The sequence below is a fragment of the Sphingobium sp. SJ10-10 genome, assembly GCF_036038995.2.
Classification (GTDB): domain Bacteria; phylum Pseudomonadota; class Alphaproteobacteria; order Sphingomonadales; family Sphingomonadaceae; genus Sphingobium.
In genome coordinates this window covers 214,108-237,657 of the sequence record NZ_CP158132.1, presented here as the reverse complement: position 1 = coordinate 237,657, position 23,550 = coordinate 214,108, and the positions used below count along the sequence as shown (strand labels likewise).

General features: G+C 65.8%; 22 protein-coding genes and 1 riboswitch. Of the genes, 11 read left to right on the top strand and 11 right to left on the bottom strand.

Translation table 11 applies throughout. The features are described 5' to 3' along the window. Positions 1-22 precede the first annotated feature (22 nt). The 4 genes from VVT58_RS01160 (at position 23) to VVT58_RS01145 (ending at position 2,797) form a co-directional block, all read left to right on the top strand. Positions 23-448: a metallopeptidase family protein gene (locus tag VVT58_RS01160; protein ID WP_066559320.1), complete on the top strand. Its 426-nt coding sequence runs from the start codon at positions 23-25 to the stop codon at positions 446-448. Next, positions 445-1,050, top strand: a complete 606-nt coding sequence (gene ccmA, locus VVT58_RS01155; RefSeq protein WP_327751922.1) for a heme ABC exporter ATP-binding protein CcmA — start codon at positions 445-447, stop codon at positions 1,048-1,050. The genes VVT58_RS01160 and ccmA overlap by 4 nt, the downstream gene beginning before the upstream one ends. Beyond that, positions 1,047-1,694 (top strand): heme exporter protein CcmB, encoded by a 648-nt coding sequence (locus tag VVT58_RS01150; protein ID WP_327751923.1) that lies wholly within the window; start codon positions 1,047-1,049, stop codon positions 1,692-1,694. The genes ccmA and VVT58_RS01150 overlap by 4 nt, the downstream gene beginning before the upstream one ends. A gap of 206 nt (positions 1,695-1,900) precedes the next feature. After that, on the top strand, positions 1,901-2,797 hold the full coding sequence (locus tag VVT58_RS01145) for a DMT family transporter (RefSeq protein ID WP_327751924.1): 897 nt from the start codon (positions 1,901-1,903) through the stop codon (positions 2,795-2,797). Positions 2,798-2,799: 2 nt separating this feature from the next. On the opposite strand, the gene VVT58_RS01140 is transcribed toward VVT58_RS01145, so the two are convergent. Then, complete coding sequence (locus VVT58_RS01140; protein ID WP_066559329.1) at positions 2,800-3,084, bottom strand: chorismate mutase; 285 nt, start codon at positions 3,082-3,084, stop codon at positions 2,800-2,802. Positions 3,085-3,187: 103 nt separating this feature from the next. On the opposite strand from VVT58_RS01140, the gene VVT58_RS01135 reads away from it, so the two are divergent. From VVT58_RS01135 to VVT58_RS01120, 4 genes are all read left to right on the top strand, one after another. Next, the gene (locus VVT58_RS01135) at positions 3,188-4,216 is read left to right on the top strand and encodes a polyprenyl synthetase family protein (protein ID WP_066561905.1); all 1,029 of its coding nucleotides are present in this window, start codon (positions 3,188-3,190) and stop codon (positions 4,214-4,216) included. Between the two features lie 91 nt (positions 4,217-4,307). Next, on the top strand, positions 4,308-5,087 hold the full coding sequence (locus VVT58_RS01130; protein WP_327751925.1) for a TSUP family transporter: 780 nt from the start codon (positions 4,308-4,310) through the stop codon (positions 5,085-5,087). A gap of 20 nt (positions 5,088-5,107) precedes the next feature. After that, positions 5,108-7,609, top strand: a complete 2,502-nt coding sequence (hrpB, locus tag VVT58_RS01125) for an ATP-dependent helicase HrpB (protein WP_405053714.1) — start codon at positions 5,108-5,110, stop codon at positions 7,607-7,609. 58 nt (positions 7,610-7,667) lie between these two features. Further along, entirely contained in the window at positions 7,668-7,946 is a 279-nt protein-coding gene (locus VVT58_RS01120) for an ETC complex I subunit (protein ID WP_327751927.1), read from the top strand. A gap of 93 nt (positions 7,947-8,039) precedes the next feature. On the opposite strand, the gene VVT58_RS01115 is transcribed toward VVT58_RS01120, so the two are convergent. Then, positions 8,040-8,564 carry a Pycsar system effector family protein gene (locus tag VVT58_RS01115; protein WP_327751928.1) on the bottom strand — a complete coding sequence of 175 codons (525 nt, stop codon included), beginning with the start codon at positions 8,562-8,564 and terminating at the stop codon, positions 8,040-8,042. Positions 8,565-8,674: 110 nt separating this feature from the next. Between VVT58_RS01115 and VVT58_RS01110 the strand changes: the two genes are divergently transcribed. The 3 genes from VVT58_RS01110 to VVT58_RS01100 all read left to right on the top strand — a co-directional run bounded on the left by VVT58_RS01110 (position 8,675) and on the right by VVT58_RS01100 (position 12,343). Continuing rightward, positions 8,675-8,917: an acyl carrier protein gene (locus VVT58_RS01110; protein ID WP_327751930.1), complete on the top strand. Its 243-nt coding sequence runs from the start codon at positions 8,675-8,677 to the stop codon at positions 8,915-8,917. 94 nt (positions 8,918-9,011) lie between these two features. After that, positions 9,012-10,229 carry a serine palmitoyltransferase gene (gene spt / locus VVT58_RS01105; protein ID WP_327751931.1) on the top strand — a complete coding sequence of 406 codons (1,218 nt, stop codon included), beginning with the start codon at positions 9,012-9,014 and terminating at the stop codon, positions 10,227-10,229. Positions 10,230-10,351: 122 nt separating this feature from the next. Next, positions 10,352-12,343 carry an ATP-binding protein gene (locus tag VVT58_RS01100; protein ID WP_327751932.1) on the top strand — a complete coding sequence of 664 codons (1,992 nt, stop codon included), beginning with the start codon at positions 10,352-10,354 and terminating at the stop codon, positions 12,341-12,343. On the opposite strand, the gene VVT58_RS01095 is transcribed toward VVT58_RS01100, so the two are convergent. From VVT58_RS01095 to ftsZ, 9 genes are all read right to left on the bottom strand, one after another. Continuing rightward, a complete protein-coding gene (locus VVT58_RS01095; protein WP_327751933.1) occupies positions 12,300-13,181 on the bottom strand; it encodes a hypothetical protein in 882 nt (293 codons plus the stop codon). The two genes, VVT58_RS01100 and VVT58_RS01095, sit on opposite strands and share 44 nt — an antisense overlap. 52 nt (positions 13,182-13,233) lie before the next feature. Beyond that, on the bottom strand, positions 13,234-13,890 hold the full coding sequence (locus VVT58_RS01090) for a DUF938 domain-containing protein (RefSeq protein ID WP_327751934.1): 657 nt from the start codon (positions 13,888-13,890) through the stop codon (positions 13,234-13,236). Continuing rightward, on the bottom strand, positions 13,887-15,458 hold the full coding sequence (gene gcvPB, locus VVT58_RS01085; protein ID WP_327751935.1) for an aminomethyl-transferring glycine dehydrogenase subunit GcvPB: 1,572 nt from the start codon (positions 15,456-15,458) through the stop codon (positions 13,887-13,889). The genes VVT58_RS01090 and gcvPB overlap by 4 nt, the downstream gene beginning before the upstream one ends. Next, the gene (gcvPA, locus tag VVT58_RS01080) at positions 15,455-16,813 is read right to left on the bottom strand and encodes an aminomethyl-transferring glycine dehydrogenase subunit GcvPA (RefSeq protein WP_327751936.1); all 1,359 of its coding nucleotides are present in this window, start codon (positions 16,811-16,813) and stop codon (positions 15,455-15,457) included. Before gcvPA ends, gcvPB begins: the two co-directional genes overlap by 4 nt. A gap of 53 nt (positions 16,814-16,866) precedes the next feature. Continuing rightward, positions 16,867-17,238 carry a glycine cleavage system protein GcvH gene (gene gcvH, locus VVT58_RS01075; RefSeq protein WP_327751937.1) on the bottom strand — a complete coding sequence of 124 codons (372 nt, stop codon included), beginning with the start codon at positions 17,236-17,238 and terminating at the stop codon, positions 16,867-16,869. 24 nt (positions 17,239-17,262) lie between these two features. Next, a complete protein-coding gene (gene gcvT / locus VVT58_RS01070) occupies positions 17,263-18,414 on the bottom strand; it encodes a glycine cleavage system aminomethyltransferase GcvT (protein WP_327751938.1) in 1,152 nt (383 codons plus the stop codon). Positions 18,415-18,591: 177 nt separating this feature from the next. Further along, a riboswitch (glycine riboswitch) is annotated at positions 18,592-18,691 on the bottom strand. 88 nt (positions 18,692-18,779) lie between these two features. Then, positions 18,780-19,937, bottom strand: a complete 1,158-nt coding sequence (locus VVT58_RS01065) for a deoxyguanosinetriphosphate triphosphohydrolase (protein WP_327751940.1) — start codon at positions 19,935-19,937, stop codon at positions 18,780-18,782. An 89-nt stretch (positions 19,938-20,026) separates the two neighbouring features. Beyond that, the gene (locus VVT58_RS01060) at positions 20,027-21,871 is read right to left on the bottom strand and encodes an SPOR domain-containing protein (RefSeq protein WP_327751941.1); all 1,845 of its coding nucleotides are present in this window, start codon (positions 21,869-21,871) and stop codon (positions 20,027-20,029) included. Positions 21,872-21,995: 124 nt separating this feature from the next. Next, entirely contained in the window at positions 21,996-23,450 is a 1,455-nt protein-coding gene (gene ftsZ / locus VVT58_RS01055; protein WP_066559375.1) for a cell division protein FtsZ, read from the bottom strand. Positions 23,451-23,550 lie beyond the last annotated feature (100 nt).

Genomic DNA, 23,550 nt, shown 5'->3' with positions numbered 1-23,550 from the left:
GAGTTTGCAGACGATTCGGAACATGCTTTATGTCTTCCCTATGCATGATGCCGGTCAACCACCCCGATTTGCGCCGACGCGCGAGGATATCGAAAAGCTGGCGCTGAAGGCGCTGACGCGCCTGCCCGAACCGTTCCGGTCGCATCTTTCCGACGTCGTGCTGTTCGTTGAGGAATTTGCCGATCCCGGAATACTCAAGGAGATGGAGATCGACGATCCCTTCGGCCTCACCGGCCTCTATTCCGGCCGACCAGTGGGGGAAGCGGCGCAGACCGGCGACATGCCGCCGACCGTGCACCTGTTCCGCCGTCCGCTGCTGGACGAATGGGTGGAAACCGGCGTGCCGCTCGACATGCTGATCACCCATGTGGTGGTGCATGAAATCGGCCATCATTTCGGCCTGTCCGACCTCGACATGCATGTCCTGGAGGACATGGTCACCCTATGAGCCGGGTGGGATTGCACCTGTCGGGCGTCGCCTGCGTGCGCGGCGGGCGGTTGCTGTTCCGCGGCGTCGATCTTGCCATGGAGCCGGGCGGCAGCGCGCTGCTGAAAGGGCCGAACGGCATCGGCAAGTCCAGCCTGATGCGGATCTGCGCCGGGCTGCTGCGCGCTTCGGCGGGAACGGTAGATCGCCATGGCCGGGTGGCGCTGACCGACGAACGGCTGGCGCTGGACATGGAACAGCCGCTCGGCGCGGCGCTCGGCTTCTGGGCGCGGCTGGATGCGGCGGCGCCGGGCGCGCTGGACGCGGCTTTGGCGGCGATGGCGCTGGAGCCGCTCCGCCAGGTGCCGGTGCGCATGCTGTCGACCGGCCAGCGCAAGCGCGCCGCGCTGGCGCGGGTAATCGCGGGCGGCGCGCCGATCTGGCTGCTCGATGAACCGGGCAACGGGCTGGACGATGCGGCGTTGGAATTGCTGGGCGATGCTGTGGCGGCGCATCTGGCCAAGGGCGGGATCGTGGTCGCTGCGTCGCACCAGCCGCTGCCGCTGGCGACGCCGGTGGTGATGGCGATGGCCGATTTTGCTGCGGTGGAGGAAGCCGCATGAACATCCTCCTGACGCTGGCCGGCCGGGATTTGCGGCAGGCCTGGCAGTCCGCCGGGCTGTGGCTGCCCGTTGCCTTTCTGTTACTGGTGGCCAGCCTCTATCCCTTTGCGGTGGGCCCCGATGCAGCCTTGTTGCGGCGGACTGGCGGCGGCATGCTGTGGATCGCGGCGCTGCTCGCCAGCCTTTTGCCGGTGGACCGGCTGGTGGCGCCGGACAGGGACGCGGGCGTGCTCGATCAGATCGCCCTGCGTGGGATCGGAGAAGAGATGGTCGTGCTGGCGCGGCTGATCGCGCATTGGCTGGGTTTCGGCCCGGCGCTCATGATCGCGACCCTGCCCGCCGCTGCCCTGTTGAAGCTGGACGGGGCGACCATCGGCTTGCTGGAGGCGGGACTGCTGATCGGCACGCCTGCGCTGGCGGCACTGGGGCTGCTGGTGGCGACATTGACCGCCGGGCTGCGGTCGAGCGGCGCGTTGGCGGGGCTGCTGGCGCTGCCGCTGGCCGTGCCGCTGCTGATCTTCGGCGCGGGAACGCTGGGTGACGGCAGCGGCGCGGCGCTCAAATTTCTGGGCGCGGCATCGCTGCTGCTGGTCGCGATCACGCCTTTTGCCGGCGGTGCTGCGATCCGGGCGGGGCGGGAATAAGCGGGACGGTTTCGGGTGGACGATCTGCTTCACGCTGCCTTCCTTGAAGCGCATCGCGCTCCTGCGAAGGCAGGAGCCCAGTTCCTACCGTGCGATGATCCACAAGCGGCGGAACTAGGTTCCTGCCTTCGCAGGAACACGGATCAATCAATGGCTTACATTGCCAAAACTCGACAACCGAGTGCCATTAGGCCAAAGGTTCGGACATGATCGCCGCTCTCGCCTCCCTTCTCTTCATTCTCATCTGGTCGACCGGCTTCATCGTCGCGCGGGCCATAGTACCCCATGCTGCGCCGGAACTGGTCCTTACCGTGCGGCTGACGCTAACGACGCTGCTACTGGCGGGAGCCGCGCTTTATGCACGGCAAGCCCTGCCTCGCGGACGGCGGTTGGCGTTGCACCTGGCGGCTGGGGCGATGCTGCACGGCTTTTACCTGACGCTCAGTTGGTGGGCGGTGAACAACGGCATGCCCGCCGGAATCATAGCGCTGCTGGGGGCGCTGCAACCGCTGATGGTCGCGGTGGCGAGCGTCGCCTTGCTGGGGGATCGGTTGCCGTCACGCGCCTGGACCGGGCTGGCAATCGCGATCCTTGGGGTCGGCTGCGTGCTGCTTCCCGCGATCGGGCGGACGGGCGCAGGATCGATCACGATATGGCCTGCATTTGCCGGAATGGTGGCCGTGCTGGGCATGGCGGGCGGCACGCTGATCCAGCGCGGGGCAATTGCCGGCGACGGCATCGCGATTTCAGGCGCGGTGCAGAATGCGGGCGGCGCGCTGGTCGCGCTGACAGCGGCACTGATCGTGGGCGAATATCGTTGGGACGGGAATCCCATCCTCTGGCTGGGTCTGGGCTGGTCGGTGCTGGGCCTGTCGGCGGGCGGGCTGTCGCTGCTGGTGTGGCTGGTGCGGCATCAGGGGCCGACGCGCATGTCGATGCTGTTGCTGCTGGTGCCGCCGCTCGCCGCCATCGAGGCTTGGCTGCTGTTCGGGGAGCGGCTGGGGCCGGTGCAGATCATCGGCTTCGCGCTGGCGCTCGGCGGGGTGATGCTGGGCCGATCGACACGGCCCGCGCGCGGTCAGGAAATCACCGAACCGGCCTGACCTCAACCCTGCTGTTCGCGCAGCCGCTCATGATGACGGATCACCTCATCGATGATGAAGCGCAGGAATTTCTCGGTGAAGTCGGGGTCCAGATTGGCGTCGGTCGCAAGTTGGCGCAGGCGCGTGATCTGGCGTTCCTCCCGGCCCGGATCGGCGGGGGGCAGGTCGTGGGTCGCCTTGTGCTCCCCGACGGCCTGGGTGATCTTGAACCGCTCGGCCAGCATGAAGACCAGCGCCGCGTCGATATTGTCGATGCTCTCGCGATAGCGCTTCAAAGTCTCGTCCACTGTGGTCCTCCGATCCATTGGGAGGCTTTTTGCCGCTTCCGCACGCCCGCGCAAGCTATTCCCGCTTGCCTTTAGCATTTTGGCCCGCCACATGGCGCTTGTCATGACAGCATCCGCCACCGGCAATGTCCATCCCATCGGCCGCGCCAACAGCGCGCCTTCGCTCGCCCCCATGATGGCGCTGGTCGCTGAGGGCATGAATCAGGTGAATGCCGTCATCCTGGACCGGATGCAGTCGCGCATTCCGCTGATCCCCGAACTGGCGGGCCATCTGATCGCGGGCGGCGGCAAGCGGATGCGGCCGATGCTGACTCTCGCCTGCGCCGATCTGGTCGGCTATGCCGGGTCGCGCCATTACAAACTGGCCGCCGCCGTCGAGTTCATCCACACCGCGACCCTGCTGCATGACGATGTGGTCGACGGGTCGGGGCTTCGCAGGGGCCGCAAGACCGCCAATATCATCTGGGGGAACAGCGCTAGCGTGCTTGTGGGTGATTTCCTCTTCTCCCGCTCCTTCGAGCTGATGGTCGAGGCGGAATCGCTCAAGGTGCTGAAGATCCTCTCCAACGCCTCTGCCGTAATCGCGGAGGGCGAGGTCAACCAGCTCACCGCCCAGCGCAAGATCGACACCAGCGAAGAGCAATATCTCGACATCATCGGCGCCAAGACCGCCGCACTGTTTGCCGCCGCGTGCCGGATTTCCGCCGTGGTGGCCGACCGCAACGAGGCGGAGGAGCAGGCGCTCGACGTCTATGGCCGCAATCTGGGCATCGCCTTCCAGCTCATCGACGACGCCATCGACTATGAGTCGGACGGTGCGACCATGGGCAAGGATGCCGGAGACGATTTCCGCGACGGCAAGGTGACGCTGCCGGTGATCCTGGCCTATGCGCGCGGTTCGGACGAGGAACGCGCCTTCTGGAAGGCCGCGATCGCGGGCAACCGGGTGAGCGACGAGGATCTCGCTTATGCGACCGGCCTGCTGCGCAAGACGGGCGCGATTGCGGATACGCTGGCGCGGGCGCGGCATTATGGCCAGCGGGCGATCGACGCGCTCGGCATGTTCGACAATGGCAAGGCCAAGGCAGCGCTGACCGAAGGGGTCGAGTTCGCGATTGCGCGAGCCTATTGAGGGTTTTGGCAGGCCAGTTCGTTTCAATTGTCGTGTTCCTGCGTAGGCAGGAGCACGGTGCGCTTCATTCCGCCAAGACTGCCCGCCACCCATGATCCCCTCCCCTGAAACCATCGCCTTCCTCATGGCCGCCGCGCTGATGGCGGGGTGCATCGACGCGATGGCGGGCGGTGGTGGACTGATCGCCTTGCCCGCCCTGCTAGCCGCCGGAATCCCGCCCGTGGCGGCGGTCGCGACCAACAAGCTGCAATCCTCGCTCGGCACTTTGGGTGCCTGCATCGCCTATGCGCGGGCGGGACATATGGACCTCAAGGCCTATCGCTGGCCGCTGATCGCCGCCTTTGTCGGCTCGGCGGGCGGAGCGTGGTTGCTGCAGAGGATCGATCCGTCCATCCTCGCCGGACTGATGCCCGCGTTGCTGATCGCGCTGGCCGCCTATTTCACCTTTTCGCCCAAGATCAGCGAAATGGACCGGCACCAGCGGGTCGGCATCGTGATCCTCAGCCTGCTGATCGGCGCGATCGGCTTTTATGACGGCTTTTTCGGGCCGGGCGCTGGGGCGTTCTACACCACTATATTCATCGCTTTAGGTGGCCTTGGCCTTGTCCGCGCAACGGCACAGACGAAGGCGGCCAATTTCGCCAGCAACCTGGCCGGGCTGCTCATCATGATCGTGGGCGGGCATGTGATCTGGATCGTCGGCCTCGCCATGGCGGTGGGCAGCATCACCGGCGGGCAGATCGGATCGCGCCTGGCGATGCGCTTCGGCAGTCGGTTGATCCGGCCGCTGCTGATCGTCATGTCGCTGGCACTCACCGCCAAGATGCTGCTGGACCCCAAGAACCCGATCCACGCGCTGCTGTTCGGCTGAATCATTGCGTTGTGGCGCGAATGGCGCGAGAGGGAGCAGCGATGACCGCGCTGCCGATCCCCTTGCCGATCCATACCGTGCTGCCCGACCTGCTCGCCACCTTGCGCAAAGGCAGCAATGCCGTGCTGGTGGCGCCGCCGGGCGCGGGCAAGACGACGGCCGTGGCCCCCGCTCTGTTGAACGAACCCTGGTGCACGGGCCAGGTCCTGCTGCTTTCGCCCCGGCGGCTGGCGGCGCGGGCCGCGGCGGAGCGGATTGCCGAGTTGATGGGCGAGGATGTCGGCGGCACGGTCGGCTATGCGACGCGCCTGGATTCGAAGGCCTCCAAGGCTACGCGGCTGCTGGTGCTGACCGAGGGCATTTTCGTCCGGCGAATTCAGGATGATCCCGAGCTTTCAGGCGTCTCCGCCGTCCTGTTCGACGAAGTGCATGAGCGCAGCCTGGACGGTGATTTCGGACTGGCCTTGGCCCTTGATGCCCAGGGCGCGCTGCGGCCCGACCTGCGGATCGTACCCATGTCCGCAACTTTGGACGGGGCGCGCTTTGCCGCGCTGTTGGACGGCGCTCCGGTCGTGGAGAGCGAAGGCCGCATCCAGCCGCTGGAATTGCGCCATGTCGGACGCGCCGCGGAAAAGCGGATCGAGGATGAGATGGCGGCGACCATCCGCCGGGCGCTGAGCGAGGAGGCCGAGGGCGATCTGCTCGCCTTCCTGCCCGGCGTTGCGGAGATCGAGCGGACGGCGGAGCGGCTGGAGGGCGCAGGCATGGAAGTCCACAAGCTGCACGGATCGCTCGACCCGGCGGCGCAGCGGGCGGCGATCCGGCCTTCGCGGGAAGGGCGGCGGAAAGTGATCCTCGCCACCTCCATTGCGGAAACCAGCCTGACCATCGACGGCGTGCGGATCGTGGTCGATAGCGGGCTGGCGCGGCGGCCGCGCTATGACCGGGCGGCTGGGGTGACGCGGCTGGTGACGGAGCGGGCGAGCCAGGCGGCGGCGACCCAGCGCGCCGGTCGCGCTGCGCGGCAACGGCCCGGCGTCGCCTATCGCCTGTGGGAAGCGGCGGCGACGGCGGGCATGCCGTCCTTCGACCCGCCGGAGATATTGGAGAGCGACCTTTCCAGCCTGATCCTCGACTGCGCGCTCTGGGGGGTAAGCGATCCGGCTGAGCTGCGCTGGCTGGACGCGCCGCCGGGCGCTGCGGTGGCGGAAGCGCGCAAAAGGCTGACCGTGCTGGAGGCGTTGGACGCGGACGGGCGAATCACCGCGCATGGCAAGGCGCTGGCGAAGCTGCCGCTGGAGCCGCGCATCGGCCATATGCTGGTGCGGGCGGGCGAAATGGGGCTGGCGGACATCGCGGCGGAGGTCGCCGTGCTGCTGGGCGAGCGGGGAGTTGGCGGACAGGACGTCGACCTGTCGCAGCGGCGCATGCGCTGGCGGCGGGAAAGCGGGAAACGGGCCGACGCGGCGCGGGCCATGGCAAAGCGCTGGAGCAAATTAGCTCCCCTCCCGCTTGCGGGAGGGGTCGGGGGAGGGAATGTCGGCGTGGGAGAAGGCCATGAAACCGGCCTCGCGCTTGCCCTCGCCTTCCCCGACCGCGTGTCCAAGCGCCGCTCCGCCGACGGCGCGGATTGGGCGAGCGTCGGCGGGCGCGGCTTCCGGCTCGACCCGCTCAACCTCCTGGCGCGCGAGGATTGGCTGGCGGTGGGCGAAGTGCAAGGCAGCGCCGCCGGCGCCCGCATCCTCTCCGCCGCGCCAATCAGCGAGGCGGAAGTCATCGCCCTGTTCGGCGCCCGCATTGCGGAGCATCGCACGGTGCGCTTCCGCCCGGCCAATGGCGGGATCGAGGCGCTGCGGGAGCGGCGGTTGGGGGCGGTCAAGCTATCCTCCGGATCCGACGACCGCCCCGATCCCGAAGCGGTGGCCGCTGCCCTGACCGACGGCGTGCGCCAAGGCGGGCTGGACCTGCTCCCCTGGTCCGACGCGGCGCGTTCGCTCCGGATGCGGGCGGAATTTGCGGGGGTGGAGGCGCTGTCCGACGCCGCGCTGATGGAAACGCTGGACGACTGGCTGCCACCGCTTCTGCAAGGCAAGCGGCGCCTGTCCGACATCGATCGCTCGCAGCTTTCCGGCGTCCTCGAAGGCCTGATCGGCTGGGACGGCAAGCAGCAGATCGACCGGCTCGCCCCGCCCGATTTCCGTTCGCCCGCAGGCAGCGCTCATGAAATCGACTATGCCGCCGAAGGAGGCCCACGCGTCGAACTGCGCGTGCAGGCGCTGTTCGGCTTGGCCGAGCATCCGGTGGTGGGTAGCCAGCGCATTCCGCTGGTCCTGTCGCTCACCTCGCCAGCAGGCCGCCCGATCCAGACCACGCGCGACCTGCCCGGCTTCTGGGCGGGAAGCTGGAGCGCTGTGGCCAAGGAAATGCGCGGGCGCTATCCCAAGCATCCCTGGCCCGACGATCCGGCAGCGGCCAGCGCCACTTTGCGCACGAAACGCGCCGATGCCAAGGGGAAGCCTTGACTTGGGTCCGTTCGCTGGTGCAACGCAGCGCCATATTCCCTCAGGAGTCTTTATCGCGATGAGCGCGCGCATCTATCAGATCCAGAAGAACGCCCTGCAATCCGGCAAGGCGCTGACCCATAAATGGGTGCTGGAATATGCGCCCGCCGAAGCGAAGAAGCCCGATCCGCTAACCGGCTGGGCCGGGTCAGGCGATACGAAGCAGCAGATCAAGCTGAGCTTTCCCTCCGAAGAGGCGGCACGCGCTTATGCGGAGCGGGAAGGCATTGCCTATAGCGTGATCGCGACGGCGCCGAAGACGCTGAAGATTCAGGCCTACGCCGACAATTTCCGGTAATCCTGGGGTGTTCCTGCGAAGGCAGGAACCCAGTCCCGCCCTCTGAACTGGGCTCCTGCCTTCGCAGGAGCACATAATCCTAAAATGGCGGGGTTATCGCCACCCCAGCGCAAAATCGACCACCAGCGCCACGAAACTCAACACCACGCCAGTCAGAAACAAGCGGTACGCATAGCCCAGATAGCGATATTTCCGCCGCTGGAGCACCTGCCCATTCTGGTACATGTCACGTAGCATCGCCCGGCACAGCGCATCGTCATCCGCGACGAGCGCCATCATCCGCTCGCTGAACTCGGCCTCGCTGAGACTGGTGAAGATGCCGAAGAACAGCAGATTGTCGCTCTCCCCCACTTGCCCCAACGGCCGCCCGACGCTCGGCAACACCGCCAGGATCGCGCAGGTCGCGGCCAGAAACACGCCTACCGCCAGCACCGCCACCGGCCAGACCAGCGCGCCCGACCGCAATTGCGCGACGCACAGGGTGAAGATCACCATCGAAGCGCCGATCAGCATATTCGCCTTCTGATCGGCCATCTGGCTCAGTTGCATATTGGTCTGCACCGCCGTGCGCAGCAGGTGGATCGCATTGGGCACTGGAGCATTAACCGCGTCCATCATCTTCCCCTCCCCTTTTTCGCGACACTCATGCCCGATTGCCGCCTTATTCCCTTGCCAAAGAGTGACGCTTGAGGGCAAAAGCCGCTCTTTCACGGAAAGCACCACGGATAATGACGGATCGCCAGCAGATTTTCGACAGCGTTTTGAGCCAGATCGCGCCTTTCAACAAAAAGGGCGCGGACCTGACCGAAGCCACCAGTTTCGCGGGCGATCTGGAGTGGGACAGCCTGACCGTGATGGACTTCGTCGCTGCGATCGAGGACGAATTCGACATCATCATCACCATGAACATGCAGGCCGAGATCGAGACCATCGGCCAGCTCGTGGAAGCCGTGGCGAAGCTTAAGGGCTGAAGCCGGCTATACTGATCCTTGGTGCTGGCGACAGCACCCGCATATTCGCGTAGCGTCCGGCCCTGCCCCGGACCAACGGCTATTGGGACCACATATGACGACCGAAACCCGTGACCTCTTCTCCAAATTCGACCCTTTGATCGCTGAGCGCGAGACGCTGCTGGCGACCGGCGTGCGCGATCCCTTCGCGATCGTGATGGACGAGGTGAAGTCCCCGACCCAGGCGGTCATCAAGGGCAAGGACACGATCCTGCTCGGCACCTATAATTATATGGGCATGACCTTCGATCCGGACGTGGTCGCGGCGGGCAAGAAGGCGCTGGACGAATTCGGCGCAGGCACGACCGGCAGCCGCGTGCTGAACGGCACCTATCAGGGGCACAAAGAGGTCGAGGACGCGCTCAAGGAATTTTACGGCACGACCGGCGCCATGGTCTTTTCGACCGGCTATCAGGCCAATCTGGGCATGATCTCCACGCTGGCGGGCAAGGGCGATTATGTCATTCTCGACGCCGACAGCCATGCCTCCATCTATGACGGCTGCTTCCTGGGCGATGCGGAAATCGTCCGCTTCCGCCACAACAGCGTCGAGGATCTGGACAAGCGCCTGGGCCGCCTGCCCGCCGACGCGCTGAAGCTGGTGGTGCTGGAGGGCGTCTATTCGATGCTGGGCGATGTCGCTCCGCTGCCGGATATGGTCGCGGCGGTGCGCAAGCATCCCAATTGCATGATCCTGGTCGACGAAGCCCATGGCATGGGCTTTTTCGGCCCCAATGGCCGCGGCGTCTATGAAGAGCAGGGCGTGGAAAAGGACGTCGATTTCGTCGTCGGCACCTTCTCCAAGTCGGTCGGCACGGTCGGCGGCTTCTGCGTCTCCAACCATCCCAAGTTCGAGGTGCTGCGCCTCGTCTGCCGTCCCTATGTCTTCACCGCTTCGCTGCCGCCCAGCGTCGTCGCCACGGCCGCGACCTCCATCCGCAAGCTGATGCATGCGGGCGAGAAGCGCGCCCATCTGTGGAAGAACAGCCAGCGGCTGCACAAGGGGCTTCAGGATCTCGGCTTCAAGCTCGGCACGGAAACGCCGCAATCCGCGATCATCGCGGTAATCCTGACCGACCAGACCCAGGCGGTGGCCATGTGGCAAGCGCTGCTGGAACTGGGCCTCTACGTCAACATGGCGCGTCCCCCGGCGACCCCGGCGGGCACCTTCCTGCTGCGCTGCTCGCTCTGCGCCGAACATAGCGACGAACAGGTGGGCCAGATCATCGCGATGTTCGAAGCGGCAGGCAAGGCCACGGGCGCCATCGGCTGATCGCGCCTTCATCTCGACCGCACGACCGAGCGGGCATTTAACGCGACGGAATTCCACGCAAAATCGGAACTTTCCACCTGTGGCATTTCTCGCTTAATGTTGTTCGTCTAGTGTAACTGTCGATGGCGGACGGGTTTTTCATGGATGAACATGTGACCGGGTGGCGAGCGATCACAGCCCGCTTCCTGCCGCTGGTGCTGGTCGTTCTGCTGGTCGGGTCGCTCGGCATATTGCTTTACAGCGCCAGCCACGCCGCGCGCGACCATGAGCGCGCGCTGAAGGAACAGCGCCGCAGTTTCGAGACCATTGCCCTCGCCCGCGCTTTCGAGGCCAAAACCGCAAGGGCGGAGGTGACTCTGGCCCGCTATGTCATCAGCCTCGACCCCGATACGGGCCGGCTGTTCCAGGATCAGTGGCGCACCGCCGCAAGCCAGCTCAAGACCCTGAACTATACCACCCGCCATTCCGACTGGCAGCGCGGCAACGTACTGGCGCTGCAAGCCGCGTTCGACCAGCGGGGCAAGACATTGAGCGAGATCGGGCTGCGCACCACCTATGATCAGAAGGTTGGCGCGCTCGCCCAGTTCCATCAGGCGGGCAAATCGCGGGATCTGATGCGCATCACCGCTCTGCTGGACCGGGTCATCCAGGCGGAAAATGCCCGGTTGCAGGAACGCAGCGAAGCCGTGTCGCTGGCCGGGGACCGCAATGCGTGGTTCGGCAAGACCTCGCAACTTTTCGGCCTGGTGCTGCTGGTCTGCGTGCTGTTCGCGCTGTGGTTCGCCAATGCCGCCTATAATGAGCGGCGCAATGCGCGGCGGCAGGCTGAGAATGAGGGCGAGCGCGCCGACCGGCTGGAAGCGGCGGTCGCCGCGCGCACGGCCGAACTGTCCGACGCCTATGAGCAGCTCAAGAAGCAAACCACCGAGCGCGCCGCTGCCGAGGAAAATCTGCGCCAGATGCAGAAGATGGACGCCGTGGGCCAGCTCACCGGCGGCATCGCCCACGACTTCAACAATATGCTGGCGGTGGTGGTCGGCGGGCTGGAACTGGCCAAGCGCAAGCTGCGCCTGAAGCCGCAGGAGGCGAGCCGCCACCTCGACAATGCGATGGAGGGGGCCAATCGCGCCGCCGCCCTCACCCGCCGCCTGCTGGCCTTTGCCCGATCCGAACCGCTATTGCCCAATGCGGTCGATCCCGATGCGTTGGTGGCGGGCCTTTCGGATCTGATCGACCGGTCGATCGGTGACCAGATCACCATGGCCTTCGAAAAGGAAGCGCAAGGCTGGCGGATCTTCGTCGACCAGCATCAGATGGAAAATGCGATATTGAACCTGTGCGTCAATGCGCGGGATGCGATGGACGGGCGCGGCCGCCTGGTCATCAGGACGGGTCAGGCCCAACTCGCGCCCCAGGAGATCGGGGAATGCGCGGGCGGCGAATATGTGATGCTGAGCGTCAGCGACGATGGCTGCGGCATGACGCCCGAAATCCTCTCCCGCGTGTTCGAACCCTTTTTCACGACCAAGCCGGTCGGCAAGGGAACGGGTCTGGGCCTCAGCCAGATTTTCGGCTTCGTGCACCAGAGCGAAGGCGAGATTCGGATCGAATCCGAACCCGGTCAGGGCACCAGCGTCCACATCTACCTGCCCCGCCATATCGGCGCGGAGGGTGAGGATGCGGTCGACGCGCATGCCCCCGACCGGGAACCTGTCCTGCATCCGCCGACGCGCATCCTGGTGGTGGAGGATGACCCCCGCGTCCTCAACCAGACGATGGCGGCGCTGGCGGAACTCGGCCATCTGCCGGTCGCCTGCGACCATCCCTCAAAGGCGGCGAAGCTGCTGACCAGCCATCGCGACATCGGCCTCATCATGAGCGACGTGCTGATGCCCGATATGACCGGGCCGGAAATGGTCCGCACCCTGCCCGCCGGCTGTGCGCATCTGCCGGTGCTGTTCGTCACCGGCTATGCGGGCGATACCATCGAAAGCGCGGATTTTGCGGGGCATGAAGTGCTGCGCAAGCCCTATACGCTGACGGGCCTGGCGCAAGCACTGTCCCACGCGCTCAACGGATCGCACCACCCCGGAACAGCCGCGGCAGCAGAGTAAGCGCGCCAATCAGCGGCCAGCGGCGCTGCCATGGCTTGATCTCGATCGCCGTACCGGCATGGCGGTTGATCTTCCAGGCGAGATAATCGATGCCGCCTGCATAGGTGAAGCTGGCCTTGGCAAGGCGGATGACGGAGAGCCATTTGCCCCGCCTTTGCAACCGCCGCCAGCGGATAGCCGCCTGATCCGGCGCGAGCGCTGGCGGAAGACCCTCCGCCAGCGCAGCTTCCCCGAAGCGGCGATAGCGGTCGGGATCGGCGTCGACGATGGAGAAAGAACGGCCTTTCCGCTCCGCGCGCAACTCCGCCCCATAGGTTAGGGTGAAGCCTGTCTTCCAGAGCGACAGCGCATCCTGCTCCTCCGCCATCGGACGGGCGAGCGACAGCAGTGTCGGGGTGGCGCTGGCGACGGCGCCGATGGCGCGCTGGCGAGCGAGGTCGTCCGCGGCCCAGAGCAGCCGCGCTGGCTGGGCGAAACGCGCCCAGACCGAAACATTGTCGGCGGCCGGACTGTTCAGCCGCGCAAAATCCGCCTCCGACAGCACGGCATATTTGGCGATCAGGCCGTTATGCTCGAACGGGAACACATTGGGCGGGATCAGCCGGTTGGCGGTCGCGAGCCAGCGCTTTCCATAGGCGGCGCGATAGTCCGACACGATCAGATAGAAATCCAGCATCAACCCGTCGAGATTCTTCTCACGCAGGCAGGAACCGTAGAAGAGCACCGCACGCGAGGCATGGGGGTATTTGGCCGCCAAAGCGCCAGCCATGGCAGCCGCTCGCGGATCGGCGGGGCCGGCAAGTTCGGCGGTGACGAGGGAGAGGAGAGTTTCGGGCATCGGTCCTGCTGGGCACTTCGCGTTCCTGCTTTCGCAGGCGCGCGCCGGTCTTTCAATCCCGCCGCCGAAATAGCAACGACAGGTTGTTGGCAGGCATTTCCACAAGGCGGTCGAAGCGCAGCCCTTGGGCATCGGCGGCGGCGATCACATCCTCGACGCGGCGCAGGCCCCATTGCGGGTCGCGGGCCTTGAGCGAAGCATGGAATGCCAGATTGCTGGGCGCGATTTCCACATCGTCACGCAGATAGGGACCGTAGAGATAAAGCAAGCCCTCGGGAGGCAAGCATGCCCCTGCCCCACGCAGCAGCCCGAGCGTCGCGATCCAGGGGGAGATGTGGACCATATTGATGCAGAGGATCGCGTCGGCGCGATCCACCGGCCAAGGCGCAGCAGCGTCGAGCCGGATCGGCGCGCGGAGATTGGCTAGGCCCGCTTCCTGACGCCACGCCTCGATGGATGCCAGCGCTGCCGGATCGGGATCGCTCGGTTGCCAATCGAGATCGGGCAAGGCTGCGGCGAAGTGGATCGCATGTTCGCCGCTGCCGCTCGCCACCTCCAGCACGAGGCCGGAGGATGGCAGTTCTTCGCGCAGCACGCCAAGAATGGCGTCGCGGTTGCGCTCCGTGGCGGGAGCGTAGCGCCTGAGATCGCCGCTGCCCGCTGCAACCGGGCCGGAACCGGGTTCCCACGGCTCCGGCTGGTCCGTCATTCGGCGGCCTGCGCCAGCGTGGGTTCGCTCCAGGTCAGGACCGGCTTGCGCGCTGCCAGCGTCTCATCAAGGCGGCGGCGCGGGGCGAAATAGGGCGCGCCCTTCAGCGCTTCATCGCCCGCCTTGGCGCGTTCCGCCAGGCTGCGCAGCGCCATGATGAACTGGTCGAGCGCGGCCTTGCTTTCCGTCTCGGTCGGTTCGACCAGCATCGCGCCATGGACGACCAGCGGAAAATACATGGTCATCGGGTGGAAGCCCTCGTCGATCAGCCCCTTGGCGATGTCGAGCGTGGTGAAGCCTTCGGCCAGCCCCTTGTCGCTGAACAGAGCCTCATGCATGCAGGGACCGCCGCCGCCGAACGGCGCGTCCAGCACATCGTCCAGGCTGCGCAGGATGTAATTGGCGTTCAGCACCGCGTCGCTCGCCACCTGGCGCAGACCGTCCGCGCCGTGGCTGAGGATATAGGTCAGCGCGCGGGTGAACATGCCCATCTGGCCATGAAAGGCGACCATGCGGCCGAAGCTGCTGGCATGATGCTCCCCGGCCGTCTCTTCCTCGACCAGCGCGAAGCCATTGCCCTGCTTTTCCACAAAGGGCAGCGGCGCGAAGGGGGCGAGCGCCTCCGACAGCACCACCGGGCCAGAACCCGGACCGCCGCCGCCATGGGGCGTGGAGAAGGTCTTGTGCAGGTTGATATGCATCGCGTCGACGCCCAGGTCGCCGGGACGGACCCGGCCGACAATCGCGTTGAAGTTCGCACCGTCGCAATAGACGAAGGCTCCGGCGGCGTGGACCGCGTCGGAAATCGTCTTCATGTCGCGCTCGAACAGGCCGCAGGTGTTGGGGTTGGTGATCATCACCGCCGCGACATCGGGGCCAAGGCGGGCCTTCAAGGCTTCCAGATCGACGCGGCCATCCGGGGTCGCCGGAATATCCTCGACCTTGTAACCGCAAAAAGCGGCGGTAGCCGGATTGGTGCCATGGGCGCTTTCCGGGACGAGAATGACGCTGCGGGCGTCGCCACGGGCTTCCAGCGCGGCGCGGATCGCAAGCAGACCGCACAGCTCGCCATGCGCGCCTGCCTTGGGGCTCATCGCGACCGAATGCATGCCAGTCAGCTTTATGAGCCATTCGGCCAGTTCATGGATCACCGCCAGCGCGCCCTGCACCGTCGATTGGGGAGCCAGCGGGTGAAGGTCCGCGAAACCGGGCATCCGCGCGACCTTCTCATTAAGGCGCGGATTATGCTTCATCGTGCAGGAGCCGAGCGGGAACAGGCCAAGGTCGATGGCATAGTTCTGACGGCTGAGGCGCGTATAATGGCGCACCGTTTCCTGTTCCGACAGGCCCGGCAGGCCGATGCCGTCCGTGCGGGCGAGATTGCCCAGGCGGCTGGCGACCTTCGGCGCTTCCGCGAAGTCGACGCCGGTGGTGTCGGTCGAGCCGATCTCGAAGATCAGCGCCTCCTCCAGCATCAGCGCGCGGTTGCCCGTGGCGGTTGCGGGGGCCGTGTCGGCTTCGTCCAAGGCTTGCGGCGCGGTGGGGCGGCCTTCCTTCAGCATGGTCATGCCAGTTCCTCCTCAAGCGCCTTGGCAAAACTCTCGATATCCTCCGGCGTCACGGTTTCGGTGACGGCGACGACGAGGCCGTGGCCGATCTCCGGTGCATCGGGGAACAGGCGGCCCAGCGACACGCCGCCCAACACGCCCTTGTCGGCAAGGGTGCGGACGATTTCGCGAGCGTCCTTCGACAGAACCAGCGTGAACTCATTGAAGAAGCTGTCGTTGAGCAGCTTCACGCCCGGCACCTGCGCCAAACGGTCGGCCGCCTGACAGGCAAGCCCATGGTTGAGCATCGCCAGCTCCCTCAATCCCTTCTCGCCCAGCAGCGTCATGTGGATGCTGAACGCCAGCGCGCAGAGGCCGGAGTTGGTGCAGATGTTCGACGTCGCCTTTTCGCGGCGGATATGTTGCTCGCGGGTCGAGAGGGTCAGCACGAAGCCGCGCTTGCCCGCCGCGTCCACCGTCTCGCCGCAGAGGCGACCCGGCATTTGGCGGACATATTTCTGCTTGCACGCGAACAGGCCCAGATAAGGCCCGCCAAATTGCAGGCCGACGCCGATCGACTGGCCTTCACCCACCACGATGTCCGCGCCCATATGGCCCGGCGCCCGACAAGCGCCCAGCGCAACCGGCTCCGTCACGACGGCGACCAGCAGCGCGCCCGCCGCATGGGCGGCGTCCGCGAGCGGGGTCAGGTCAGCGATGCGGCCGAGAATGTCGGGATATTGGACGACGACGCAGCTCGTATCCTTGTCGATCCTGGCGATCAGCGCATCGATGTCCGTGGCAGCGTCCAGGGTCGGCGCTTCATGCACCAGCGCGTCGCCGGTGAACTTCGCCATGGTGTTGGCGACCGAGACATAATGGGGATGCAGGCCGGAGGAGAGGATCGCCTTGCCCCGCTTGGTGATGCGGCGGGCCATGCCGATCGCCTCCCAGCAGGCGGTCGAGCCGTCATACATGGACGCGTTGGCGACATCGCAGCCGAGCAGGCGCGCCACCTGGGTCTGGAATTCGAACAGCACCTGGAGCGTGCCCTGCGCGATTTCCGGCTGATAGGGCGTATAGGCGGTCAGGAACTCGCCGCGCTGGATCAGATGATCGACGCTGGCGGGGACATGATGCCTGTAGGCGCCTGCGCCCAGGAAGAAGGGCGCCTCCCCTGCCGACAGATTTTTCCGCGCCAGGGCCGCCATGTGGCGCTCGACCGCCAGCTCGCTGGCATGATCGGGCAGGCCTGCGATCTTGTCGGAAAGCCGGGCTTCGGCGGGGACGTCCACGAACAGGTCATCGATGGAAGTCGCGCCGATGACGGACAGCATGTCCTGCCGGTCAGTGTCGGTAAGGGGTAGGTAGCGCATGATGTTTTCCTGCGGGCGTCATCCCCGCCTTCGCGAGGATGACGATGATAAGATCAGAGCGAGGCCACGAACTTCTTGTAGGCGGCTTCGCTCATCAGGCCTTCCAGCTCGCTCGCATCGGCAATGCGCAGCTTGAAGAACCAGCCGTCTTCCTCGGCGTCGCTGTTCACCAACGCGGGTTCATCCTCCAGCGCGCCGTTGGTCTCGACGACTTCGCCGGAGATCGGCGCATAGACGTCCGAAGCGGCCTTGACCGACTCCACGACGGCGGCGTCGTCGCCCTTTTCGAAGCTGGTGCCTTCGGCGGGCAGTTCGACGAACACGATGTCGCCCAACTGTTCCTGCGCATAATCGGTGATGCCGACGGTGGCGATTTCGCCCTCGACATCGATCCATTCATGTTCGTCGGTGAAATAACGGCTCATGGATTTACTCCCCTCGGAAAACAGTCAAGCCTTGCGGCGGTAACGGTGCGGCACGAACGGCATCGGCGCGACGGTGGCGGCGATGCGCTTGCCACGCACCTCGATCTCCAGCGCTTCGCCCAGCCCGGCATGGGGCAGGCTGACCCAGCCCATGGCGATCGGCGCGCCCACGGTCGGCGCGAAGCCGCCCGAAGTCACCTCGCCCACCAGCACGTCGCCGGCATAGATCACCGCGCCTTCACGCGCAGGTAAACGGCCTTCGATCTTCAGGCCCACGCGTTTGGAACCCGGCCCGTCGGCCAGTTCCTTCATCACGCGGGCATGGCCGATGAAGCCGCCTTCCTCGCGGCGGCGCTTCTGGATGGCGAAGCCCAGATCCGCGCCGATGGTGCTGACGGCGGGCGTCAGATCATGGCCATAGAGCGGCAAGCCCGCCTCCAGCCGTAGCGAGTCCCGCGCACCAAGACCAATCGGCTTCACCTGCGGCAATTCGCACAGCGCCTCCGCCAGCAGCACCGCATCCTCGGCGGGAACGCTAATCTCGAACCCGTCCTCGCCGGTATAGCCCGAACGGCTGATCCATAGCGACACGCCGCGCCAGGTGAAAGGGCCGGACTGCATGAAGATCATCTCGGCGGTTTCAGGAATGAGCGCCGCCAGCGCCTCGCCCGCTTCCGGGCCTTGCAGGGCCAGCAGAGCCTGCTCGTCCATATGGTTCATGACGACCTCATCGGGCAGATGCTCGATCATCCAGCCGATATCGTCATATTTGGTCGCGCCGTTGACGACCATGTAGATGTCCGCGCCGTCAAAGGCCTCACCGCCCAGGCGTGAGACCATCAGGTCGTCCAATATGCCGCCCTCTTCGTCCAGCAGCATCGAATAGCGCTGGCGGAAGGGCTTGAGTCCCTTGATGTCGCTCGGCAGCAGATGCTCCAGCGCCTCGTCCACGCCCTCGCCGGAAAAGGTGAGCTGACCCATATGGCTGACATCGAACAGCCCGGCATGCTCGCGCGTCCAGGCATGTTCGGCCATGATGCCTTCATATTGGATCGGCATGTGATAGCCCGCGAAGCCGACCATCCGCGCACCCCTGCCACGATGCCAGGCATCCAGCGGCAGATCCTGCAGCGGCAATTCTTCTTCGATATGAGCGATGTCGTCATTGCCGGACATGGGAGGTGGCCTTTCCGTACGAGTTACAGGCGACACACGCAGGCGTCCGGAGTCGGACCCATCGCGTCTGCCACCCCCTCTGTCACGGAACCTGAGAGCTTTGACCACCGGCCAATCGACCGGATGGCTTACCCCTTCGGTGGGACGGCGTTAAACCGTCCGCTTTCCAGAGTGCCTGCCCATGATGCGGTCCTTTGGCCTGAGAGATTCCGGGGCGGTTGCTCCTTCGGCGACGGGGTGGCCTGAAAGGCTTCCCATGCTCTCCCGCATCAAGTCCGGCGCCGAATCCTCGGCAACGGAGACCTCTTCGCATTGCGTCAAACGCGCCCCGGCGTCAATCGGGCAATCGGAGGGTATGAGCGGTTTTAGGCGATCTCCAGCCTGCCGAAGATTTCCGCATGGCGCTTTTCCGCATAGCGATCGGTCATGCCGGCGATGAAATCCGCGATGTGGCGGCTACGCTGCGGCTCGGACGAGACGCAATCGTCGCGCCATTCCTCGGGCATCAGCTTCGGATCGGCCTGATAGGCGCGGAAGAGGTCGATGACGATCACCCTCGCCCGGTCGGCCGCCGCAAGCTGCGTGGGATGGTGATAGAGCGTGGCGTACATGAAACGCTTGAGTTCGCGCTCCTGCGCCGCCAGTTCGGGCGAGAAGGCGACCAGCGTGCGTCCAGCTCCACGGACATCCTCGACCGTTTTCACGCCGGCGTCCGCGATATTGGCCCGGGTAGCGGCGATCAGATCATTCGCCATGACCCCGATCTGCTCACGCACCAGTTCGCGCAGCAGCCGGTCCTGAGGCACGTCGGGATAACGGCTGCGAACGCGATCCCAGCAGGTTCTAACGAGCGGAATGGTCAGCAACTGGTCCAGGCTCAGCAATCCGGCGCGTAAGCCGTCATCGATGTCGTGATTGTCGTAGGCGATGTCGTCCGCGATCGCAGCCAATTGCGCCTCCAGCGAGGCATGGCTCGCAAGGTCGAGCGGAAACAGCGCGTCCACCTCTTGCATCGCCCAGCCGGGACGGGTGATCGGGCCATTATGCTTGGCCAGCCCTTCGAGCATTTCCCAGCTCAAATTCAGCCCCCGGAACAGCGGATAGGGACTTTCCAGCAGCATCAGCGTGCGCAACGTATGGGCATTGTGATCGAAGCCGCCATGATCGTCGAGCGCCGCCTCCAGCGCATCCTCGCCTGCATGGCCGAAGGGTGGATGGCCGATGTCATGGGCGAGGCAAAGCGCCTCGGTCAGATCTTCGTTGAGGCCCAGGGTCCGCGCCGTAGTGCGGCCGATCTGCGCGACCTCCAGACTATGGGTCAGGCGGACGCGGAAATGATCGCCGTCGGGGGAGACGAACACCTGCGTCTTGTGCCGCAGGCGGCGGAAGGCGATGCTATGGATGATCCGGTCGCGGTCGCGCTGAAACACGTCGCGGGGGCCGCGCATCTCGCCGCCGGGTTCGGCGTGGAGGCGGCCCCGGCTCTTGCCGGGGTGCGATGCATAGGAAGCAAGCAGCGTCATGCCGCGCCCTTTAAAGCTGTTTCCCGTAATTGGCTACGCTGGCCTCGCGGTTCCGAGTCTCCAGATGGTCCATCCGACCTGAAATCGCTCTACTTGGCCGGGAGCCGTTCGACGACCTCCCCGGCATCACTTTTCCAGGCAAACACGTCCGCCCCTGCCGATTTCAGCTTGTCCTCCAGCGCCTTGGCGCGAGTGAAGCTGCTGAACGGTCCGACCAGCAGGCGGTTGGTTCGGCCCCAGCCCGCAACCCAGGCATCCTGGGGTTCGAGCGAGTCATATTTCTTGCGCAGCCCCTTCATGGTGAAGGCCAGCGCGCCCTTGCTCGCTCCCGTACCCACCTGAAGCCAGTTGCGCGAGGGATTGGCGGCAAGGCGCGCCTTTTCCTCGGCGGCCTTCTTCTTTTCCTCGGCCAGTTGCTTCGCCTTGGCGTCTGCTTCCGCCTTTGCCTTGGCGGCAGCGGCCTTCTTCGCCTTTTCCGCGGCAACAGCGGCGGCGGTTTCGCGTTCGGCGCGACGGGCTGCCTGCATCTGCGCGATTTCGGAAAGGTCCACCGCAACGACGCTCGATTGGCGTTCGGATTCCGGCACGTCGATGGCGTGGATGATGTCGGCCAGCGACCGGGTCACGGCGGGGTCGATCTGCGGCTGGGGCGCGGTTGCCGGAGGCGCGGCTTCAGCCATAGCGGCAGGAGGGGTGGCTGGCGGAGTAGGCGCGGGCGCCGGGACGGGCGCGCTCTGCGGTTGTGGCGCGGGGGAGCGAGGCACAGACGCCTGCGCCAGCGTGATCGCGTTGAGCTGACTGGCCGATGGGTTGGCGGGCGTGGCAGGCTGGGCCGGGACGGACTCGAAACCGGGCGCCGGTGGACCCTGCACATTCGCGGCAGGAACGGTGGCCTGTTGTGCTGGGCGGGACGCAGCCTGAGGTGTGGAGGCGGGGGGCTGCGCTGGTCGAGCGGCGGCTTCCCGTGTCGGAGCAGGCTGATAGGAAGGCGGCGCGGCAACCGGACGAGGCGGCCCTTCCGCCTGGGCGAGCGTGGCGCTGCCCGACCCATTGCGGCGCGAACGATCCTGCCGCCCGGTCTTGGCAACTTGCGGCGTCTCGGCAACCGGCGGCCTGGCGGTTGGCGCCGCTGATGCAAAGGCTGGCGGCGTCGGCGTCACGGCGGCGATGGTCGTGCCGACATTGGCCGGGAAATGCCCGAAATGCACGGCCGCCGCTTTCTGGGCCGCCGTCAGATAGGGCATTTTCTGCATATAGGGCAGGATCGCCGTGGCGAGTTGCGACGGCATGGTCTGCTCGGCAATCTTCTTCGCGTCAGCCTGGCGGTTGTTCATCGCCAGGATGAAGGCGCGGTAGCGCCAGGCGGCACGGTCGCTCTTGTAGAGCAGCGGTTTCAGCACCCGTTCCGCCGCATCCACCTGCCCCGATATGCCAAGGGACGCTGCGTAGCGATGGGTCAGCTCCACATCATCGGGCGTCCGCTGGAGCGCCGCCTGATAGTCGCGCTGTGCCCCGGCCTGATCGCCGGTCATGTCCTTGGCAAGGCCGCGATCGGACAGCAGGGCCGCTTCGGAATAGCCCAGCCGCGTCGCCTGATCGAACAGGCGCAGCGCCTCGCCCGGATTCTGGTTCTTGAGCATCACCCGGCCAAGGCCCGCCTTCACCTTGCCATTATTTGGCGCAAGCGTGTCGGCGCGCGCGAAAAAGCCCGTCGCCGCACGCGCGTCGTCCATGTCGAGCGCCGCCTCGCCCGCGCCGATCAGCGCCGCCACATCGCGCGGATTGGACGCCAGACGCGCGAGATTAGTGTTGAGATTTTCCGCGCTGGAAGGGCGTATCGCCTGCACCTGAGCCGGTTGCGCCAGAATTGGTTGTGCTGGCGCGATGCCCGCTAAAAGCAGCCCGCCCAGAATCCATATGTCATAACGTCTCACAGGCAGCCCTTTAGCGGAAGGAAGCGGGGCAAGGGAATATGTCGAAAGAAAAAGCGCGCCCGGTTGCCCATGGCAGCCGATAGCGCGCTTGTCCTGCTGAGGCGGGGCCGAAGCCCGCGTCCGATTACTGGTTGCTCTGACGGTTCAGGAAACGCGGAATATCCGGAGTCGGCGCGCCATCATCGCTGGCTGCGGCGCCCTTGTCCGCGCCACGGGTCAGGCCCGCCATCCGCTCGAACAGCGTCCCGCCGGTGGCGACACGCGGAGCCGCCTGCGGCGCGGGGGCCGGAGCCGGCTTGGCTTCGGCTTCCTCTGCGCCTAGCAGCAATTCGTCCTGCGAGGGGTCTTCATCCGAGAAGACGGCGGCCGGACGCGTCGGCGTGAAAGGCGCAGGCTTGGGCTGTTCCGCGACCGGCGGGGTCAGCGGCGCAGGGGCAGGCGCCGCAGGCACGTCCAGTTCCAGCGTTTCAGGTTCCGGCTCGGGCGCGGCGGCCGGCGCAGGGGCCGGAACCGGCTGCGGCGCGGACCTGGACGCGGCGGCAGTCGGCACAGCGACGGCCGGACGGCTGGCGAAGCTGAACGGCTGCGTCAACGGCGCGGCAGCGGCGCCTGCATCGCTGTCGATGCCGGTGGCGACCACCGACACGCGGATCTTGCCGTTCAGATTGTCGTTGAACGCCGAACCCCAGATGATGTTGGCATCCGGATCGACCAGCTCGCGGATATGGTTGGCGGCTTCGTCCACTTCCATCAGGCGCATGTCGTCGCCGCCGACGATGGAGACGATGACGCCCTTCGCGCCACGCATCGACACACCGTCGAGCAGCGGGTTGGCGATCGCCTTTTCCGCCGCCTGGAGCGCGCGGCCGTCGCCTTCGGCCTCGCCGGTGCCCATCATCGCCTTGCCCATCTCGCCCATGACCGAGCGGACGTCGGCAAAGTCGAGATTGATGAGGCCCGGCATGACCATCAAGTCGGTGATGCCGCGAACGCCCTGCTGCAACACCTCGTCCGCCATCTGGAAGGCTTCCTTGAAGGTGGTGTTCGGGTTGGCGATCAGGAACAGATTCTGGTTCGGGATGACGATGAGGGTATCGACATGCTTTTGCAGTTCCTCGATGCCGCTTTCCGCCGACTTCATGCGGCGATTGCCCTCGAAGGTGAAGGGCTTCGTCACGACGCCGACGGTCAGGATGCCGCGATCGCGCGCAGCCTTGGCGATGACGGGAGCAGCGCCTGTGCCGGTGCCGCCGCCCATGCCGGCGGCGATGAAGCACATATGCGCGCCGTCCAGAGCCTGCTCGACCGAGGCGATGGTTTCCTCAGCCGCTGCCTTGCCGATTTCGGGGCGGGAGCCTGCGCCCAAGCCTTCGGTGATCTGCGGACCAAGCTGGATGCGCCGTTCCGCAGGCGAGGCGTTCAGCGCCTGCGCGTCGGTATTGGCGACGATGAAATCAACGCCCTCGACCGAGGCGGCGATCATGTTCGCGATGGCGTTGCCGCCCGCGCCGCCGACGCCGATCACCGCGATGCGTGGCTTCAACTCGTCCACATGCGGTGGGCTGATTTCAATGCTCATAAATTCTAGCTCCCTCCAGCTTCGGTGACGTGAGCGAAACTGTCATCGAAGGTTAATGCAACAGATGATGGCGTAATTCACCAGTAAATTTCGCCTGACT

What these genes read in the sequence shown, in the direction of transcription:
- VVT58_RS01160 (WP_066559320.1), top strand. Translation starts at nt 23, where the DNA reads ATGCTTTATGTCTTCCCTATGCATGATGCCGGTCAACCACCCCGATTT.
- ccmA (WP_327751922.1), top strand. Translation starts at nt 445, where the DNA reads ATGAGCCGGGTGGGATTGCACCTGTCGGGCGTCGCCTGCGTGCGCGGC.
- VVT58_RS01150 (WP_327751923.1), top strand. Translation starts at nt 1,047, where the DNA reads ATGAACATCCTCCTGACGCTGGCCGGCCGGGATTTGCGGCAGGCCTGG.
- VVT58_RS01145 (WP_327751924.1), top strand. Translation starts at nt 1,901, where the DNA reads ATGATCGCCGCTCTCGCCTCCCTTCTCTTCATTCTCATCTGGTCGACC.
- VVT58_RS01135 (WP_066561905.1), top strand. Translation starts at nt 3,188, where the DNA reads ATGACAGCATCCGCCACCGGCAATGTCCATCCCATCGGCCGCGCCAAC.
- VVT58_RS01130 (WP_327751925.1), top strand. Translation starts at nt 4,308, where the DNA reads ATGATCCCCTCCCCTGAAACCATCGCCTTCCTCATGGCCGCCGCGCTG.
- hrpB (WP_405053714.1), top strand. Translation starts at nt 5,108, where the DNA reads ATGGCGCGAGAGGGAGCAGCGATGACCGCGCTGCCGATCCCCTTGCCG.
- VVT58_RS01120 (WP_327751927.1), top strand. Translation starts at nt 7,668, where the DNA reads ATGAGCGCGCGCATCTATCAGATCCAGAAGAACGCCCTGCAATCCGGC.
- VVT58_RS01115 (WP_327751928.1), bottom strand. Translation starts at nt 8,564, where the DNA reads ATGATGGACGCGGTTAATGCTCCAGTGCCCAATGCGATCCACCTGCTG.
- VVT58_RS01110 (WP_327751930.1), top strand. Translation starts at nt 8,675, where the DNA reads ATGACGGATCGCCAGCAGATTTTCGACAGCGTTTTGAGCCAGATCGCG.
- spt (WP_327751931.1), top strand. Translation starts at nt 9,012, where the DNA reads ATGACGACCGAAACCCGTGACCTCTTCTCCAAATTCGACCCTTTGATC.
- VVT58_RS01100 (WP_327751932.1), top strand. Translation starts at nt 10,352, where the DNA reads ATGGCGGACGGGTTTTTCATGGATGAACATGTGACCGGGTGGCGAGCG.
- VVT58_RS01095 (WP_327751933.1), bottom strand. Translation starts at nt 13,181, where the DNA reads ATGCCCGAAACTCTCCTCTCCCTCGTCACCGCCGAACTTGCCGGCCCC.
- VVT58_RS01090 (WP_327751934.1), bottom strand. Translation starts at nt 13,890, where the DNA reads ATGACGGACCAGCCGGAGCCGTGGGAACCCGGTTCCGGCCCGGTTGCA.
- gcvPB (WP_327751935.1), bottom strand. Translation starts at nt 15,458, where the DNA reads ATGACCATGCTGAAGGAAGGCCGCCCCACCGCGCCGCAAGCCTTGGAC.
- gcvPA (WP_327751936.1), bottom strand. Translation starts at nt 16,813, where the DNA reads ATGCGCTACCTACCCCTTACCGACACTGACCGGCAGGACATGCTGTCC.
- gcvH (WP_327751937.1), bottom strand. Translation starts at nt 17,238, where the DNA reads ATGAGCCGTTATTTCACCGACGAACATGAATGGATCGATGTCGAGGGC.
- gcvT (WP_327751938.1), bottom strand. Translation starts at nt 18,414, where the DNA reads ATGTCCGGCAATGACGACATCGCTCATATCGAAGAAGAATTGCCGCTG.
- VVT58_RS01065 (WP_327751940.1), bottom strand. Translation starts at nt 19,937, where the DNA reads ATGACGCTGCTTGCTTCCTATGCATCGCACCCCGGCAAGAGCCGGGGC.
- ftsZ (WP_066559375.1), bottom strand. Translation starts at nt 23,450, where the DNA reads ATGAGCATTGAAATCAGCCCACCGCATGTGGACGAGTTGAAGCCACGC.